The following is a 15,551-nucleotide window of genomic DNA, read 5'->3' on the forward strand; positions in this document are numbered from 1 at the left end:
AGGAGGCGCGATGACTTCCGCGCACGGCAAGCCCCGCCCGGTCGTCGGCATTTCGGGGTCGAGCGTGCCGCAGCTCGGTATCGCGATGCTCCGGGCGCTGGCCGAAGCAGGAACTGTGGAGACCCACTTGGTCATCTCGCACGGCGCTCGACGATGCATACAGCTGGAGACCGACCTGAGCGTCGGGGATGTGGCCGCTTTCGCCGAAGTCGTCCACAATCCCGCCGACCTGGCGGCCTCGATATCCTCGGGCTCCTTCCAGACAGTGGGCATGGCCGTTGTGCCGTGCTCGGTGCGCACACTGGCTGCGGTGGCCACCGGCAACAGCGACAACCTGCTCACTCGGGCCGCTGACGTCACATCGAAGGAGCGTCGGCCCCTCGTGCTGGCCGTCCGTGAGACTCCGCTCAGCCTGATCCACATACGGAACATGAAGACGGTGACCCTGGCCGGAGCCACGGTGCTACCGCCGGTGCCGGCCTTTTACCACGGGCCACGGACCGTCGACGACATCCTGCGGCAGACCGCGGGCAAGATCCTCGACCAGTTCGGCATCGGCCAGGACCTGTTCGTCCGCTGGAAGACTCCCGAGGAGAACCGATGAACAACACAGGCAGCGATTTCCGATCGTACTTGGATAAACTGACCGCGCTGGGGTTGATGCACCACGTCGACGACTCTGTCGACTGGTATCTCGAGGCCGGAGCGATCAACCGGTATCTGCTCGAGTCCGGCCTTCCCGGGCCGGTCTACAGCCGGGTGAAGGACTCGATTCCCGGGATGCGGTTGGCGGCCAACATGTTCGCAACGTTCCCGGGCATCGCCGTCGCGCTCGGCCTGCCAGCGGATACCGACGTGTACGACATCATCGATTCGTACCTCACGAGGTTCGGCCGCACCCTCGAACCCGTCATCGCCTCAGAAGGGGTGTGCCAACAGAACGTTCTGCTCGGGGACGACGCGAACCTCAACGCGCTTCCCGCAGTCCACGGTCACCCGGGCGACGGAGGCCGGTACCTGGGTACCTTCGGCGTCAGCGTCACCAAGGACCCCGACAGCGACTGGACCAACTGGGGCCTGTACCGCGGCATGATCCACGGACCACGGGCCCTGGGCATCACCCTGCATCCGGCGATCAACCACGGTGGTCGAATCATGGCCGCCTGGCACCGCGAGGACCGACCCATGCCGTATGCCATGTTCTTCGGCGGCGACCCCCTCTACACCATTCTCGGCGGCCCCGGCGCACCACCCGGCGTCTCCGAGGCCGACATCGCGGGCGGGATGCGCGACCGCCCGGTCGAGCTCGTACGATGCGAGACCGTCGACCTGATGGTTCCAGCCGACGCCGAGATCGTGGTCGAAGGCACGGTTTCCCCGGGTGACGTGCTGCCCGAGGGGCCATTCGCCGAATATCCCGGATATCTCGTCTCCGACCCATCCCCGGCCCCGGTCGTCCGCGTCACCGCCATCACCTACCGCGACCGGGCCGTCCTGCCCACGTGCAGCATGGGCATCCCGATGGACATGGTATTTCCGCACATCCAGATGGCAGCGAACTTCAAACGCGTCCTCCTGCAGGCCAGGCTCCCCGTCGCCAAGGTCGGCGTGCCCGTAGCGGGCAACGGCATGGCCGTGGTGGTATCCACCGACACTCCCATCGCCGGTCTGCCGCAGCGCATCGCCGCCACCATCTGGTCCGACGCGACCGGTAGCAAACTCACGCCCTATGTCATCGTCGTGAACACCGACGTGGATCCGATGGACACCGGCGCCGTCATGCACGCGATCGTCGCCAAGTGCCACCCGGCTCGCGATATCCATGTCTACCCGGGCTTCTACAACGCGCCTCTCCAACCGTATCTGCCGTCCGGACCGCACAAGGCCCTGGGCGTCGGCGGCGCCAACGTGCTGCTCGACTGCACATGGCCCGTGGAGCTCGCGCCGCAGGACATTCCACTGCGCAGCGACTTCACAACCAGCTACCCGGACGACCTCAAGCGACGGGTCGAGGAACGCGTCGCCGGGTGGAACCTGCCCTCGATCACCGCAACGGGAAGCGGAACGGGAGGGACTACGCCGATTCGGGGGACCTCACGCCAACCGGGTCGGCGGTGACGTCGCGTCCGGCGCCCGGTACCCACCCAGCGGTGGGCAGCCCAAGGTGGGCACGGTGCATGGCGGATTCCTGGTCGAGCCCGCCGATACGGCGATCGGGACGGCCTGTTCGACCCTCATGGGGATCGGTGAATTGTTCACTGCACACATTGCGGAAATTCTGTTGCGACACCGGATGCGGAACCGCAGAATACGCACGCCAAAGTACGCATGATCTTTCAAGGATGAAGAGTGACTGAGAACGACGAGCAGCGCCACACACTGACCAATGGGCAGGGTGTGCCGGTCCTGACCTATCTGCAGGGTGTTCGGGAGGGGCACCCATGGGCGGACCTGGCCGAAGTGGTCGGCCCCGACCCCGTGGACACCATCGTCTCCGGCATGTCCGGATGGGCAGTCTCGGGATCCGTGGAACTCGGTGAGCAACTGCTGCGCCGTGGCGCACGGGTGATGCGGCACGCCCATGAAATGCGGAGGGACTTGGTCGCGTGTCCGCCACCGGCCGACTGGTCATCATGCGCCCTCGGAAACGGACTTCGGGCAGTCCCTTGCAACCTCGATGCCGATGCGGTGTTCCCGGCATGGCGAGCCGCCTTTTCTGCCGATCATCCCGACCACCACTCCGGCAGCGACGAAGAAGCGCTCAACGAGCTCCTGGCACCGATGCTGGCGGGCTCCGTTCTCGGACCGGTCCTTCCGTGCAGCGCCCTGGTGGTGGACGAGACGGACCGTGTTGTGGCTGGGGCGATTATCACCGACCGTGACGGACTACCGTGGATCGCGGACGTGTTCCGCCGGCCCGAAGCCCGCTACGCGGGCCTTGGCGCCGATCTGCTGCGTCGGGTGCTCAGCGCTGCTGCGGCCGACGGGCTGACCGACATTTCGCTCGTCGTGAGCGATGCGAATCCAGCCCGCCACGTGTACGAGAAGCTCGGTTTTCAGCTGATTGGTACATCACTGACTGTCGTAGTGCCGTAGGTCTCGAAACCCCGTGCAGCCAGTGAGCTGAACCGGATTTTGTAGCGGCCCTGAAGCCAGGCGTGATCGCCATCGGCGCAGGGGAGAGCACAGGTCCGATGACCGATCTTGCTCAGGGCCCATAGGCTGCTGGACCGACGGGCCCACTGTGGCCCGGGGCAGGGGCCGGGGCCTGCGGCTGGGATCCTTGTGGCGTCCGCCGCGATCGGCCCACTGCCGACCGCGGTGGGGCTGGAGGTTGAGCGGCCCGAACTCGTCCAGGCAGAAAACGACTTCGGGCTTCCCTCCCTCGGGGACGACCTCGCCGTCGACGCTCGCGTAGAGATGCTCGACGCGGGCCTTCTTGGCGGTGTAGTCGTGGTCGCATTCGATAGACAGGCCGAGCGTACGCCGAACGAAGATGCAGCCAGGGCGAACGTTGCCTGATGCGGCATAGGGGCCCTCTGGCCTGCCTTCCCGGCTCTTTATCCAGGCCGGTGCTGGCAGCAGCATCCAGATCTCCGCCCATTCTGTGTCCGTCGCGTCCGGGGGACAGCGCCTGTTCCGGTCCGCTTGGTTCGCAGCGTTCCCGTATGCATGGGCGAGGCAAACGCGTGATACGGCGGGCGAGTTGAACTTTGGGACCTCGACTTTGTACAGCTGAGACAGGCAGGGCTTCCTGGTGCTCGGTGAAACTTCAACACCTTGCAACCGGAGGGCGGAGCGGGTGCGGTGATGTCCCGCCCTCCGGTGGGGTGGGGTGCAGGGGGCGTGTCAGCCCGCCCAGACATCCTCCACGTAGCGGTCCTCGGTCGCCGGAAGACCTCGCCGGTCTCATGACGGGCGCCCACAGCGAGGAGTGAATCACCACCGTCGACGCCCCGACCGAGAATGCGGGCAATACCCTCGCCTCGCATCTCGGTCCGTTGAACGGGCGTCGCAGCCGCTGGGCGAACGACAAGCGCCGTGCGCTGCAGTACAAGACGCCGGTTGGTCGCATCGCAGAATCCAGAATCAGGTGGCGGGAGCTTCTCCTTCAAGAAAGCCAACGGCTCGCTCGGCTTCTCCGCTGGGTGATTCCCGCTGATGTTGCCGCGTCCGGTCAGTTGGTCTGGAGCTCTGTCAGCCACCTCAGGATGAGGTCGTTGAAGTCGTCGGCTCGCTCTTGGTGGAGCCAGTGTCCGGCCTCCGGCCAGTGGAGGGACCGGCTGCGGGGGTCGGCGAAGGTCGTTTCTTCCCAGGCGGCCTGTGCCGGGTGTGTGTGGACGGTGAGGACGGGGCATCGCCTTCTCCGCAGGTACTCGTCGGCGCCTGAACGTGTTGCGACGGAGCCCTCCCTCAGGAATGTCTCCAATATGGGCCGCATCACCTCGGGGCCGCGCCCAGGACTCGCCGCTGATGCCATTTTCTCAAGGCATTGGGTATTTGCTTGCCCTCTACCGCGGCGAGCGCGCCAGCAACGTGCTCTAGCCCGTTGTCGGTTCCCAGCGCATTGATGAGTGGCCGCCATCGTCCGGACGCCTCGAGGTCGGGTAGACCATAGGGCGAATCCACGACGACTGCGGCTGCGACGAGATCGGGATGTTCGACGGCGCACTGACTGGTTGGAGTTCCTGGCCGACGATGTCCGGTACGAGGTGCCGGTGCGGGTGACGTGCGAGGGACTCGCCGGCCGGGAGTTCGTACCGACGTCGCGGATCTCCGAACGACACCTGGCAGACACGTGAGGTGCGGGTCCGACGGTCGGGGACCGATTTCGCGTGGGCCGAGCAGCCACCGTTGTGCACCCGGCACTACATCGCCAACGTCGTCGATTCGGTCGTGCCGCCGTGGGAGCACCTCATCTCCTCGAACTGCTTGGTCTGGTGCAGCCGGGGCGACGAGGCCACACTCAGCCTGTTCTCGTTGTTCCGTAAGGACACGCTCCGCCCGACCGGGCCGGATGGTGGCCGGCCCGCCGGTGGGCGGTGCTGGACCAGTCGTTGGTCAAAGCCCACAACATAGCCATTTTCATCTGATGCGGGTGCCGCGGCACCGAAGGAAAGGTGGTCATGATGGGGTCGCGCCGTAAGCCGTTGATCGAGTGTCCGCCGGTCGGCGACGTCGCCGATGTATCCGTCCGACTCGGGGGACGATGGTCCGGTCGTCGTCGCGATCGAATTCGCCGACGTCGTCGTACGGCGCGTCCGGACCCGCTACGGCATGCGGTCGGAGATCTGGTTGCCGCGCCGCGGCAGCCGGGTGCTGCTGGGAGCGGGTTCGCTGGACTGCCTGAGCTTCCAGGAGTCCGAGCTGAACACGCGGTTGCTCGCACGGAATCCGGGGCGATGACGCGGGCTCGGGTATTGGCCGCGCCGTCGTGCTCGGCTAGTGCTGTGACCGGGATGGTTCACCGTGACCGGAAGGCGGCTCACGGGACGAGCGCACGCGAAACGGTCTGGTATTACTGGGGCATGCAGGAAGAGACCGCGCGCTCCGCAATCGACACGTTCATCTCCGCGTTCAACGCCTCGGACGACAGCTATGTGACTGTCCTGCTCTCCCGGGCCCTGACCTCAGACGTGGTCTTCTGGGGGCCATTGGGTCGCAGCGAAGGGATCGAGGCGGTCGAGCGGTTTGTGCTGGACATCAGGCGCCACCCGGCAGGGACCGGTACGATGGTGCGCTGCTCAGCGGTGGACATGCCTAACGAGTGGGCCCGGTACCAGTGGGTCTTCACCACGCCGGATGGAGGCCCCCGCCTGGCGGGAACGGACGTCGTCCATCTGCGGCGGAGCCTCATCGACCAGGTCATCGTCTTCGCGGGGGAGATCGAGCCGTCCGCCTCCTAGGACATCCTTCTCCGGCGCCGTCTTTCTCCTGAACTTGCCCCGTTCGGCGCTCCGGGGCTGCGGTTCGCGGTTGATCAGGCTGCGGTGTTGAGGGGGCGTCCGCCCCAGCGGATGCCTTTTTCGCTGCGGATGCGGGCGCGTTCCTTGCGTTCAGCGGCCAGGACGTCGCGGTGGCGGACGTTGGCGTTGCGCCAGCGCAGGTAGGCGTGCAGGGCCCGGGTCTGCACGGGGTGGTTGGGGTGGTTGGAGTTGCCGATGGTGAACTGCCGCAGCGGCCCGAAGTGCGCTTCGATCGGGTTGGCCCAGAAGGCGTAGGTCGGGGTGAAGCGCAGCTCGACCTTGTTCTTCCTCGCCCAGCGGCGGATGTCGGTGCCCTTGTGGGCGACAGGTTGTCTGTGATCACGTAGATCGGTGCGCCGTCCGGGCGGGCAGCGGTGTCCTCATCGGCCTGCACCAGCTGGGCGATCACCGGCACCCGGTTCCCGCCAGCCGACGCCAAAAGCATCATCGCGCGCCGGTAGCGCACCGAGCTGGTGCTGCCGCGGCGCACGATCTGCTGCAGTTTCTGCCCTTCCTGGTCGGTCAGCCCGCACACACGGACAGGCTCGGCCACGGCGTCTTCTTGATCGGTTGCGTCGTTGATCGGGTGTGCTGGGTGAGGAGTTGGCTGCGGTTCGGTGTGATCTGGAGGACTTCGCGGCGGAGATGTTCGAGCCGTTCGCGCGGGCGGATCAGCGACGGTGGGGCGGGGTCTAGTGGGGCGGGGTCTATCTGCGGGGCCTGTTGCTGGACGGCGGGCGTAAGTCGGTGGAGCCGCTGGCCGCTCGTCCGGGCGAAGACGGGAACCGGCAGGCGCTGGCCCACTTCATCACTTCCAGCCCGTGGGATGCGGCGCATGTGCGGGCCCGTCTGGCCTGGCGTATGCAGCCGGTCGTCAAGCCCACCGCGTTGATCATCGATGACACCGGGTTCCTCAAGGACGGGGACGCGTCGGCGTGCGTGACCCGGCAGTACACCGGCACCGCGGGCAAGGTCACCAACTGCCAGGCCGGAGTCTCGCTGCACCTGGCTTCCAACGGTGCCTCCGCGGCGGTGAACTGGCGTCTGTTCCTGCCCGGGAGCTGGGATCCCGCCTCGCCGAAGGCCGATCCGGTCAAAGTGGCCCGCCGTGACAAGTGCGCCATCCCCGCCCAGGTGGGCCATGTCGAGAAGTGGCAGCTGGCCCTCGACATGGTCGACGAGACGCGGTCCTGGGGCATCGAGGTGCCCCAGGTCATCGCCGACGGCGGCTACGGGGACCGCCACCTTCCGGCTCGGCCTGGAAGAACGCGGTCTCGATTACGTGGTGGGCATCTCTACCACGACCACCGCGCAACCCGAGGACGCACAGCCGTGCACCCCGGCCTGCCCCGGCCGGGGCCGACGGCCGGTTCCTGCCTACCCCGAGCCGGCACAGACGGTGAAGAGCCTGGTCATCGCGGCCGGCAAATCTTCCGCGCGGCCGGTGCGGTGGAGGGAGGGATCGCGGCCGGGCAGTGGCCGCAGCGGGCACAAGCGCATGTACTCGCGCTTCGTGGCCCTGCGGATCCGGCCCGCCGGACGTGAGATCCGCAAGGCCACGGCCGCCACCGAGCTTCCGGTCCGCTGGCTGCTGGCCGAATGGCCCGCCGCCCAGGACGAGCCCGTGCAGTTCTGGCTCTCCAACCTGCCCGCAACCACCCCGTTGCCCGTCCTCGTGCGCGCCGCGAAGCTCCGCCGGCGCATCGAGAACGACTACCGCGAGATGAAACAGGCCCTGGGCCTGGCCCACTTCGAAGGCCGAACCTGGCCAGGCTGGCATCACCACGTCACCCTCGTCTCGGTCGCCCACGCCTTCTGCACCCTGCAGCGATTGAGCCGATCCCCGAAAGAGACGGCGTCGGCCTGAGCCTCTACCGAGTCGTCCGCGAGCTGCAGATACTCCTCGTGATCTGGACCGGCGCCTGCCCCACCTGTCACCGCGACATGCCAGACCCCGCACCAACATGACCAAGCCCTACTATCATCTCGTTCATGTCCGATAGCCCGCGTGCTGATGTGACATCCCGGCTCCGATCTACCCTGACCGGCCACGAACATGGCGTCTGGTCGCTGGCGACTGCCGTGGTGGACGGTCGGCCCGTCGCCGTCACCGGCAGCCACGACGAGGCGGTCCGCATCTGGGACCTCAGCGATGGCCGACCTGTGGGTGGACCTCTGGTCGGCCACAACGGCTTGATCTGCAACGGCGAAGTATGGGCGGTGGCGACAGCCGTGGTCGACGGTCGTCCCGTCGCCATATCCGGTGGCGGGAGCAATCTCATCCAGATGTGGGACCTGGCCACGGGCCGACATGTGAGTGAGCCGCTGGATCAAGGCATCGGCTGCATGTGCGCAGCGGCGACGACTGTAGTGGACAGGCGCCCCGTTGCCGTCACTGGTCATGCCGATGGCATGGTACGGCTATGGGACCTGGCCGGCCGGGAACAGATCGGTGAGCCCCTGGCAGGCCACACCGACTGGGTGGAGGCAGTGGCCACAGCCGTGGTGCATGGTCGGCCCGTCGCCGTCACCGGCAGCAACGACAAGACCGTACGAGTATGGGACCTGACCGACCGGATACAGATCGGTGAGCCTTTGGCCGGCCACACCAACGAGGTACGCGCCGCAGCGACAGCCGTGGTCGACGGTCGTGCCATCGCCGTCACCGGCGACTTCGACGGGACGGTACGAGTATGGGACCTGGCCACCGGTCAGCCCGCAGCCGAGCCCCTGGAAGCACACTCCGAGGTGGGCGCAGTGACGACAGCGGTGGTGGGAAGCCGTCTCATTGCCCTGGCCGGCTGCGGGGACGGGACGGTACGGATCTGGGACCCGGTCACCGGGCAGCCAATCGGTGAACCCCTTGAAGGTCACAACGGCATGATCTGGGGAGCGGCGACAGCCATGGTGGACGGCCAGCCCGTCGCCGTCACCGGCAGCAACGACAAAACCGTACGAGTATGGGACCTGACCGGGCTCGCGACGTCCGTCCGAGTTGAACACGGCCCCGTCACCGGACCGGCAATAGGGCAGCGAACTACGCCTACAGCGCCCTAACCTCGCCGTTTCGCTTGGGTTTGATGGCTGTCGAGGCGGAAACGCGAAAGTGCCTTCCTGGCCTGGGATGATGAACCTTGCTGAGGGGTACTGTCGGTCCAGGCGGAGAGCACTTTCTACGTGCAGGGTATCGGGTTGCATCCCAAGGTCTATGTCAGTGCCGATGGTCGCACGGGCATGGTGAAATCAACTCTGCGGAGACGAGGGCGGCTGGAACGGGGGAGGACGACATTGGTCCTCCTTGTGCAGGGTGTGGATTCGCTACCACCACCGATACCGAGAGGCCCGCCCTCTTTGAAGGATTCCGTCTCATTCACCGGATTCGCTACAGAACACCCGATCTTGATTACTCCCGGGCAAGGTAAGATCTCGCTGGTGAAGACATGGACCGACCGCCCGACTGAAGTCGACCTCGAAGCCGTAGTCGGCGACTACTTCAGCCTGCTGCGAGCGGGGAGTCTCAGTGCCGCCGAACAGCTCGTTGAGTATGTATCGGACGCTCGAAAGCATTCTCGACATGTGCTCAGGTCGCTGTGGCGGGGTTCGGTCGAAGCCAGTGTTGATGTGGCCGGGGACGGCCGCGCCTTCGCCGCTGACGAGTGGGAGCATGACCTGTCATGGCTCAACGAACTCGACCTCGGGCATTTCGTCTGGGCCTACGCCGATGATGGCATTCATTTCTACGTCTACGTTAACTATCGAGGGCGGAGAATGGAGGTCGCGCTGTCGTTCTGGGCTAAGCCGACCGGCGCGGGTTGGGTTCTCGTGGAACCGTCCGAACTCTGGTGAACGGCGCGGTCTGAGGCGCCCCGAAGTTCTCGGACAGCGGTCCCCATAGGATCGAAGTCCGGAACGGCGGAGAGAGCACGTGGCACAGAAGCGTAGGAAGTTCAGTCCTGAGTTTCGGGACGAGGCGGTCAAGATGGTGGTCGCGGAGTCTCGCCCGATCGCGGAGTCTCGCCCGAGAGATACAAGTGAACGAGGGAACGCTGGGCACCTGGGTCAGCCGGTACCGGCAAGAGCACGCCGGGGAGGAGCCTCCCCTGAACATCAGCGAACGCGCCCACCTGTGCGAACTTGAACGCGAGAACCGGGAACTCCGTATGAAGACCGAGTTCCTGGGAAAAGCGGCGGTCTTCTTCGCCCAGGAATACCGGTGACGGAGAAGTACGAGTTCATCGACGGCGAGGCCGACAACTTTCCCGTGCAGCAGATGTGCACCTGGGCGGGAGTATCCACGTCGGGCTTCTACCACTGGAGATCGAGGCCAGTGTCGGCCACCGCGAAGCGCCGTGCGGAACTGAGGGCCGTGATCCTCCAGGTCTTCTCTGACTCGGCCGGAGCGGAACTGGTCCGCGCGCTGATGCGCGAGCTCGGCCTGGTGCCATGCCGGCCGCGGCCCTGGCGGGCGACCACGATCGCTGATGATGTGGCGCCGGCCACGCCCGACCTGCTGGCCCGCGACTTCACCGCTGACGCTCCCGGGCGGAAACTGGTCAGCGATATCACCTACGTTCACACCTGGGCCGGGTCCTTTACCTCGCGACCGTCATCGACTGCCACACCAAAGCTGTGGTCGGTTGGGCGATGGACGACCACATGAAGACCTCTCTCATATCGAATGCACTCGATATGGCGGCCCGGAACATCGACCTCGCCGAAGGCTGCATATTTCATTCCGATCGCGGCAGTCAATACACGTCTCGGGAACTTCGTTGCAAGCTCCACTCGTTGGGCCTGCGAGCTTCGGTCGGCCGCACCGGTGTCTGTTGGGACAATGCGATGGCTGAATCATTCTTCGGCGCCCTCAAGAACGAACTCGTGCACCGAACTACGTTCCCAACACGCGCGCATGCCCGCCGGCGATCGTCCGCTACATCGAGATGTTCTACAATCGAAAACGCCTCCACTCCGGACTCGGCTACAGGACTCCCGCTGAAATTCACGCCGAGTACGAGGAGTTGCAGGCAGTGGCATAACGAGAACCCTCAACACCGCTGTCCGAGAAGCGCAGGGCCCCTCAGTCCAGAGGTGCTCCGGAACGCCGGCCGGTCCGGCCGGCCACTCCAGCATGCCTCCGCCACCACCCCGCCCGGAGCCCTGGGCCAGATGCCTTGACGCGTTCCTGGCGCGCGGGCCGGACACGCGTGGACGGGTGCTTCACGGAAGGCGGGGCAGGCCGTCGCGGCCATGCCCTTCGACACCCCGCGCCCCCTCAGAGCCCGTCGCCCGGCTGCGGCGGGTCCACCCGTACCAGGCCCGACTGGTAGGCCATGGCGACCAGTTGGGCCCGGTGCCGGGCTCCCAGCTTGCTCATCGCCCGCCCGACATGGGTGCGTACGGTCAGCGGGCTGACACGCATCCGCTCGGCGATCTCGTCGTTCGACAGCCCCTCGGCGGCCTGCGCCATGACTTCGCGCTCGCGGGCGGTCAGGACGTCCAGGGCCCCGGGCACGGCGATGCCGACCTCCGGGCGGGCGAGATAGCGGGTGATCAGGGCCCGGGTCGCGGTGGGCGACAGGAGCGTGTCGCCCGAGGCCACCGTGCGGATCGCGTCCAGGAGTTCCCCGGGGCCGACGTCCTTGCCGAGGAAGCCGCTGGCTCCCGCGCGCAGGGCCCGCGCCACGTATTCGTCGATCTCGAACGTGGTGAGGATGAGGATGCGGGTCTCCCGCAGCGCCTCGTCGCGGCAGATCTCCTCGGTCGCCGCCAGCCCGTCGAGGCCCGGCATGCGGATGTCCATCACGACCACGTCCGGCGCGGTGGCGCGGGCCTGCTCCACCGCCTCCCAGCCGTCCGCCGCGACACCGACGACCTCCATGTCGTCGTTCGATTCGATCAGCAGCCGGAAGGTTCCGGCCAGCAGCGCCTGGTCATCGGCCAGCAGTACCCGGATGGTCACCGCGCCGTCCTCTCGTGGTCGTCCTGGTGGGGTTCGGGTTCCGCCGTCTCCAGGGGAAGTTCCGTGGTCACTTCGAAACCGCCGCTCGCCCGGTGCCCGGCGGCCAGCCGGCCACCGACGGACAGGGCCCGTTCCCGCATGCCGATGAGGCCGTACCCGGGCGCGCCCTCCGTCCGCGGCTCGTGTCCGTCGTCGGTGATGGTGAGGGTGAGCAGACGGCGCGTGTAGCGGAGCCGGACCGAGGCCGTCGCGGAGCCCGCGTGCTTGGTGACGTTGGTCAGCGCTTCCTGCACGATCCGGTACGCGGTCAGGTCCGTGCCCGACGACAGCGCTCGCTTCTCACCCTCCACCGATACCGAGACGACGAGGCCCGTCCGCTCGAACGAGGCGATCAGCTCCGGGAGCTGGGCCAGCCCGGGGGAGGGTTCCAGAGGCGTCTCCGGGTCGCCCTCGCGGCGCAGCAGCCCCACGGCCGCCTTGAGTTCGCGCAGCGCGGAGGAGGTGGTTCCGGCAAGCTGGTCCATCATGTCCTGCGCCTGTTCGGGCCGGCTGCGCAGCAGGTACGCGGCGGTGGCCGCCTGCGCGTGGGCGAGGGCGATGTGATGCGCGACGATGTCGTGGAGTTCGCGGGCGATGCGGGTCCGCTCCTCGCTCACCCGGCGGCGCGCCTCCTCCTCGCGGGTGCGTTCCGCCAGTTCGGCCCGTGCCTCCACGGCGGCGACATGGTCGCGCCGGGTCCGTACCGACTCACCGACGGCGCCCGCCAGCAGGACGCAGGAGAGGGTGCCGATCTGGTCGGGCCGCAGCAGCGCGCCCTTGCCCCAGCCGACGGAGACGATGACGAGGGCGACGGCCACCCCGGCCGTGTACACCGTGGTCGTGCGCAGGTCCGTACGCAGGGCCAGGAGATAGAGGGCGACCAGGGCGGCGCCGGCGACGCTGGGGCCGGGGTCGAACCCGATGCGGCCGCCCATGACGCCCAGGACGCCACCGCACATCGTCGTCACCGCCACCACCGTGCGCGGGAATCTGCGCTGCCCCAGCAGCAGAACGGCGGACGGTACGACGGCGGCCAGGGAGAAGCCGAGCGTCGGGACGCGGACGATCCGGGCGTCGGTCAGGGTGCTGGAGAAGACCGCGAAGACCCACACCACCACGGTCACCGCCACGTCGACGGCCCGGGGGTGGCGTCGGGCCCACTGCCACCAGTCGGTGAACACGCAGTCTCTCTTCCTCTTCCGCAGGGTCTGTCCGGCCATCCATGGTCGTCGACTCGGCCGTCTGCCCGCGAAGGGCGGCCGGAGGCCCGTCCGTCATGCGCTCGACGCACGGGCCTCCGGCCGCCTCACGTCACTCACCGCGGCTCATACGCGCACGGGATCGGGGTCGGGTTCCGCCGTCGGCGCGGGCGCCGCGGGAGCGCCGCGGGTCAGCTTCTCGCCCTCGACATCCACCCGGGGCACGACCTTCCCCAGCCACCCGGGCAGCCACCACGCCCGGTCGCCGAGGAGGGCGAGCACGGCCGGGACGACTGCCATGCGGACGATGAACGCGTCGAAGAAGACGGCCGAGGCCAGACCGAGCCCCATCATCTTGATCATCGACTCGCTCATCCCGATGAACCCGGCGAACACCGCGATCATGATGACGGCCGCGGCTCCGACGACGCGCGCGCTGTGCCGGAACCCGGTGACGATCGCCTCGCCAGGCCGTTCCCCGTGGACGTACGCCTCCCGCATCCGGGTCACGAGGAAGACCTCGTAGTCCATAGCCAGACCGAAGACCACCCCGATCAGGAAGATTGGCATCATGCTCATCACGGGTCCGGTCTGCTCGACGCCGAGGGCGTCGGCCAGCCAGCCCCATTGGAAGACCGCCACGATCGTGCCGAAGGCCGCCGTCACGGACAGCAGGAAGCCGAGGGCTGCTTTGAGCGGGACCAGCAGCGAGCGGAAGACGATCATCAGGAGCAGGAAGGCCAGCCCGACAACAAGTGCGAGGTAGGGGACCAGCGCGTCGGTGACCTTCTGCGACACGTCGATGTTCACCGCGGTCGTGCCGGTGACGAGCATCGTCGCGCCGGTCTCGGACTCCAGGCCATGTGCCTCGTCGCGGATGGTGCGGACGAGGTCCGTGGTGTCCGCGGTACTCGGCCCGGTGGCGGGTACGGCGGTGAGCACGGCGGTGTCACCGGCCTTGTTGAAGGCGGGAGGTGTCACGGCCACGATGCCGTCGGTGGTGGAGAGTTCCTTGGCGGCCCGCGCCGCCGCGGCCTTCGGGTCGTCCGAGCCCTTGGCGTCGACGACCACGGTGAGCGGCCCGTTGAAGCCGGGGCCGAAGCCGTGGGCCAGGGCGTCGTAGGCGCGGCGCTGGGTGGTCGAGGTGGGCTTCGACTCGTCGCCCGGCATGCCGAGTCGGAGATCGAGCGCCGGTACGGAGATCAAGCCGAGGCCGAGGATGCCGAGCACCAGGACCGCGAGGGGCCGACGGATCACGAAGCGGGCCCAGCGGGTGCCCATGTTGGGCCGGTCGTCCTTGGCGCGCTGCCCGCCCCGTGCCTTGCGCTGGGTGCGCGGCAGGACGGCCTTCTGGAAGAAGCCGAGCAGCGCGGGCAGCAGGGTCATCGCCACCAGGACGGCGATCACGACGGTGCCGGCCGCGGCGAGGCCCATCCTGGTCAGGACGGGAATGCCGACCACGGCCAGGCCCGCCAGGGCGATGACGACGGTGAGACCGGCGAAGACGACGGCGGAGCCCGCCGTTCCCACGGCCCGTGCCGCGGCCTCCTCCGCACTGTGGCCCTCCGCGCGTTCCGTCCGGTAGCGCGAGACGATGAACAGGGCGTAGTCGATGCCGACCGCGAGCCCCAGCATCAGGGCGAGCGTGGTCGTGGTCGTGGACATCCCGATGGCGACGATCGACGCCACACCCACGCCGATGCCGACGATCGCGGTGAGCAGCGGGAGGCCCGCCGCGGCGAGCGATCCGAAGGTGATGAGCAGGACGACCGCCGCGGCGGCGACACCGATGAGTTCGGTCGTGCCGCCGAGCTCCCCCTTCGGCACCAGGGCCGAACCGCCGAGCTCCACGGTCAGGCCCGCGTCCCGCCCGTTCTCGGCGGCGTCCTCCAGCGCCTTGGTGGTGGCGTCGGTGAGGTCGGTGCTCTGTACGTCGTACGAGACGGTGGAGTACGCGGTCGTGCCGTCCTTGCTGACGGCCCCGGCCATCTCGAACGGGTTGAGGGCGCCCTTGACCTGCGAGCCGCCTGCCACGTCCGTGACGATCTTCTCGACGGCGGCCTTGTTCGGGCCCGCGGTGACCTTCTGGCCCTTGGGCGCGACGAAGACGATACGGGCGTCGGCGGCCTTGGAATTGCCGCCGGGGAAGCGCTGGTCCAGCAGGTCGAACGCCTTCTGCGACTCCGTGCCGGGCATCGAGAACCCGTCCTCGGGGGCGGTCGGCGCCTTGGCCGCGGCGAATGCGCAGGCGGCCAGGACCGCCACCCAGAGCAGGGCGACGAGCCGGCGTCTCCGGAAGGAGAAGCGGCCCAGCCGGTAGAGGAAGGTAGCCACGAAGAGGCGCTCCAGTCTGTCTGGGTCGGGCAACGGGTCGGCGGCGTGAGTGCC

At 67.7% G+C, this 15,551-nt stretch carries 10 protein-coding genes and 5 pseudogenes; 10 read left to right on the forward strand and 5 right to left on the reverse strand.

The features are described from left to right. Nucleotides 1-10 precede the first annotated feature (10 nt). The 3 genes from GA0115254_RS34730 to GA0115254_RS34745 all read left to right on the forward strand — a co-directional run bounded on the left by GA0115254_RS34730 (nt 11) and on the right by GA0115254_RS34745 (nt 3,096). Nucleotides 11-604, forward strand: coding sequence for a UbiX family flavin prenyltransferase (locus tag GA0115254_RS34730; protein WP_093899235.1), 594 nt, complete (start codon nt 11-13; stop codon nt 602-604). Beyond that, nucleotides 601-2,118 (forward strand): UbiD family decarboxylase, encoded by a 1,518-nt coding sequence (locus tag GA0115254_RS34735; protein ID WP_093899236.1) that lies wholly within the window; start codon nt 601-603, stop codon nt 2,116-2,118. The genes GA0115254_RS34730 and GA0115254_RS34735 overlap by 4 nt, the downstream gene beginning before the upstream one ends. A gap of 231 nt (nt 2,119-2,349) precedes the next feature. Next, entirely contained in the window at nt 2,350-3,096 is a 747-nt protein-coding gene (locus tag GA0115254_RS34745; RefSeq protein ID WP_093899237.1) for a GNAT family N-acetyltransferase, read from the forward strand. 147 nt (nt 3,097-3,243) lie between these two features. Here GA0115254_RS34745 and GA0115254_RS47290 read toward each other — a convergent pair. Then, nucleotides 3,244-3,459: pseudogene (locus tag GA0115254_RS47290) on the reverse strand (IS630 family transposase); the annotation flags it as partial. 1,332 nt (nt 3,460-4,791) lie between these two features. Here GA0115254_RS47290 and GA0115254_RS47980 point away from each other — a divergent pair. From GA0115254_RS47980 to GA0115254_RS34770, 3 genes and pseudogenes are all read left to right on the forward strand, one after another. Further along, nucleotides 4,792-5,079, forward strand: a pseudogene (locus GA0115254_RS47980) (aromatic-ring-hydroxylating dioxygenase subunit beta); the annotation flags it as partial. Between the two features lie 105 nt (nt 5,080-5,184). After that, nucleotides 5,185-5,406, forward strand: a complete 222-nt coding sequence (locus GA0115254_RS34765) for a hypothetical protein (RefSeq protein ID WP_093899240.1) — start codon at nt 5,185-5,187, stop codon at nt 5,404-5,406. Nucleotides 5,407-5,528: 122 nt separating this feature from the next. Then, nucleotides 5,529-5,906: a hypothetical protein gene (locus GA0115254_RS34770; protein ID WP_093899241.1), complete on the forward strand. Its 378-nt coding sequence runs from the start codon at nt 5,529-5,531 to the stop codon at nt 5,904-5,906. 74 nt (nt 5,907-5,980) lie between these two features. Here the strand turns inward: GA0115254_RS34770 and GA0115254_RS34775 are convergent. Further along, nucleotides 5,981-6,519 (reverse strand): annotated as a pseudogene (locus GA0115254_RS34775) (transposase). 35 nt (nt 6,520-6,554) lie between these two features. On the opposite strand from GA0115254_RS34775, the pseudogene GA0115254_RS34780 reads away from it, so the two are divergent. The 4 genes and pseudogenes from GA0115254_RS34780 (at nt 6,555) to GA0115254_RS34795 (ending at nt 11,002) form a co-directional block, all read left to right on the forward strand. Next, nucleotides 6,555-7,833 (forward strand): annotated as a pseudogene (locus GA0115254_RS34780) (IS701 family transposase). 125 nt (nt 7,834-7,958) lie between these two features. After that, nucleotides 7,959-9,023, forward strand: a complete 1,065-nt coding sequence (locus GA0115254_RS34785; RefSeq protein ID WP_107451464.1) for a WD40 repeat domain-containing protein — start codon at nt 7,959-7,961, stop codon at nt 9,021-9,023. Between the two features lie 375 nt (nt 9,024-9,398). After that, nucleotides 9,399-9,812 carry a hypothetical protein gene (locus tag GA0115254_RS34790; protein WP_093899243.1) on the forward strand — a complete coding sequence of 138 codons (414 nt, stop codon included), beginning with the start codon at nt 9,399-9,401 and terminating at the stop codon, nt 9,810-9,812. 79 nt (nt 9,813-9,891) lie between these two features. Next, a pseudogene (locus GA0115254_RS34795) lies at nt 9,892-11,002 on the forward strand (IS3 family transposase). Between the two features lie 236 nt (nt 11,003-11,238). Here GA0115254_RS34795 and GA0115254_RS34800 read toward each other — a convergent pair. The 3 genes from GA0115254_RS34800 to GA0115254_RS34810 all read right to left on the reverse strand — a co-directional run bounded on the left by GA0115254_RS34800 (nt 11,239) and on the right by GA0115254_RS34810 (nt 15,497). Further along, the gene (locus GA0115254_RS34800) at nt 11,239-11,925 is read right to left on the reverse strand and encodes a response regulator transcription factor (protein ID WP_093899244.1); all 687 of its coding nucleotides are present in this window, start codon (nt 11,923-11,925) and stop codon (nt 11,239-11,241) included. Continuing rightward, nucleotides 11,922-13,145: a sensor histidine kinase gene (locus tag GA0115254_RS34805; RefSeq protein WP_256102933.1), complete on the reverse strand. Its 1,224-nt coding sequence runs from the start codon at nt 13,143-13,145 to the stop codon at nt 11,922-11,924. Before GA0115254_RS34805 ends, GA0115254_RS34800 begins: the two co-directional genes overlap by 4 nt. Before the next feature lie 144 nt (nt 13,146-13,289). After that, on the reverse strand, nt 13,290-15,497 hold the full coding sequence (locus tag GA0115254_RS34810) for an MMPL family transporter (RefSeq protein WP_093899246.1): 2,208 nt from the start codon (nt 15,495-15,497) through the stop codon (nt 13,290-13,292). Nucleotides 15,498-15,551: the final 54 nt, after the last annotated feature.

The sequence above is a fragment of the Streptomyces sp. Ncost-T10-10d genome (assembly GCF_900091955.1).
Classification (GTDB): Bacteria; Actinomycetota; Actinomycetes; order Streptomycetales; family Streptomycetaceae; genus Streptomyces.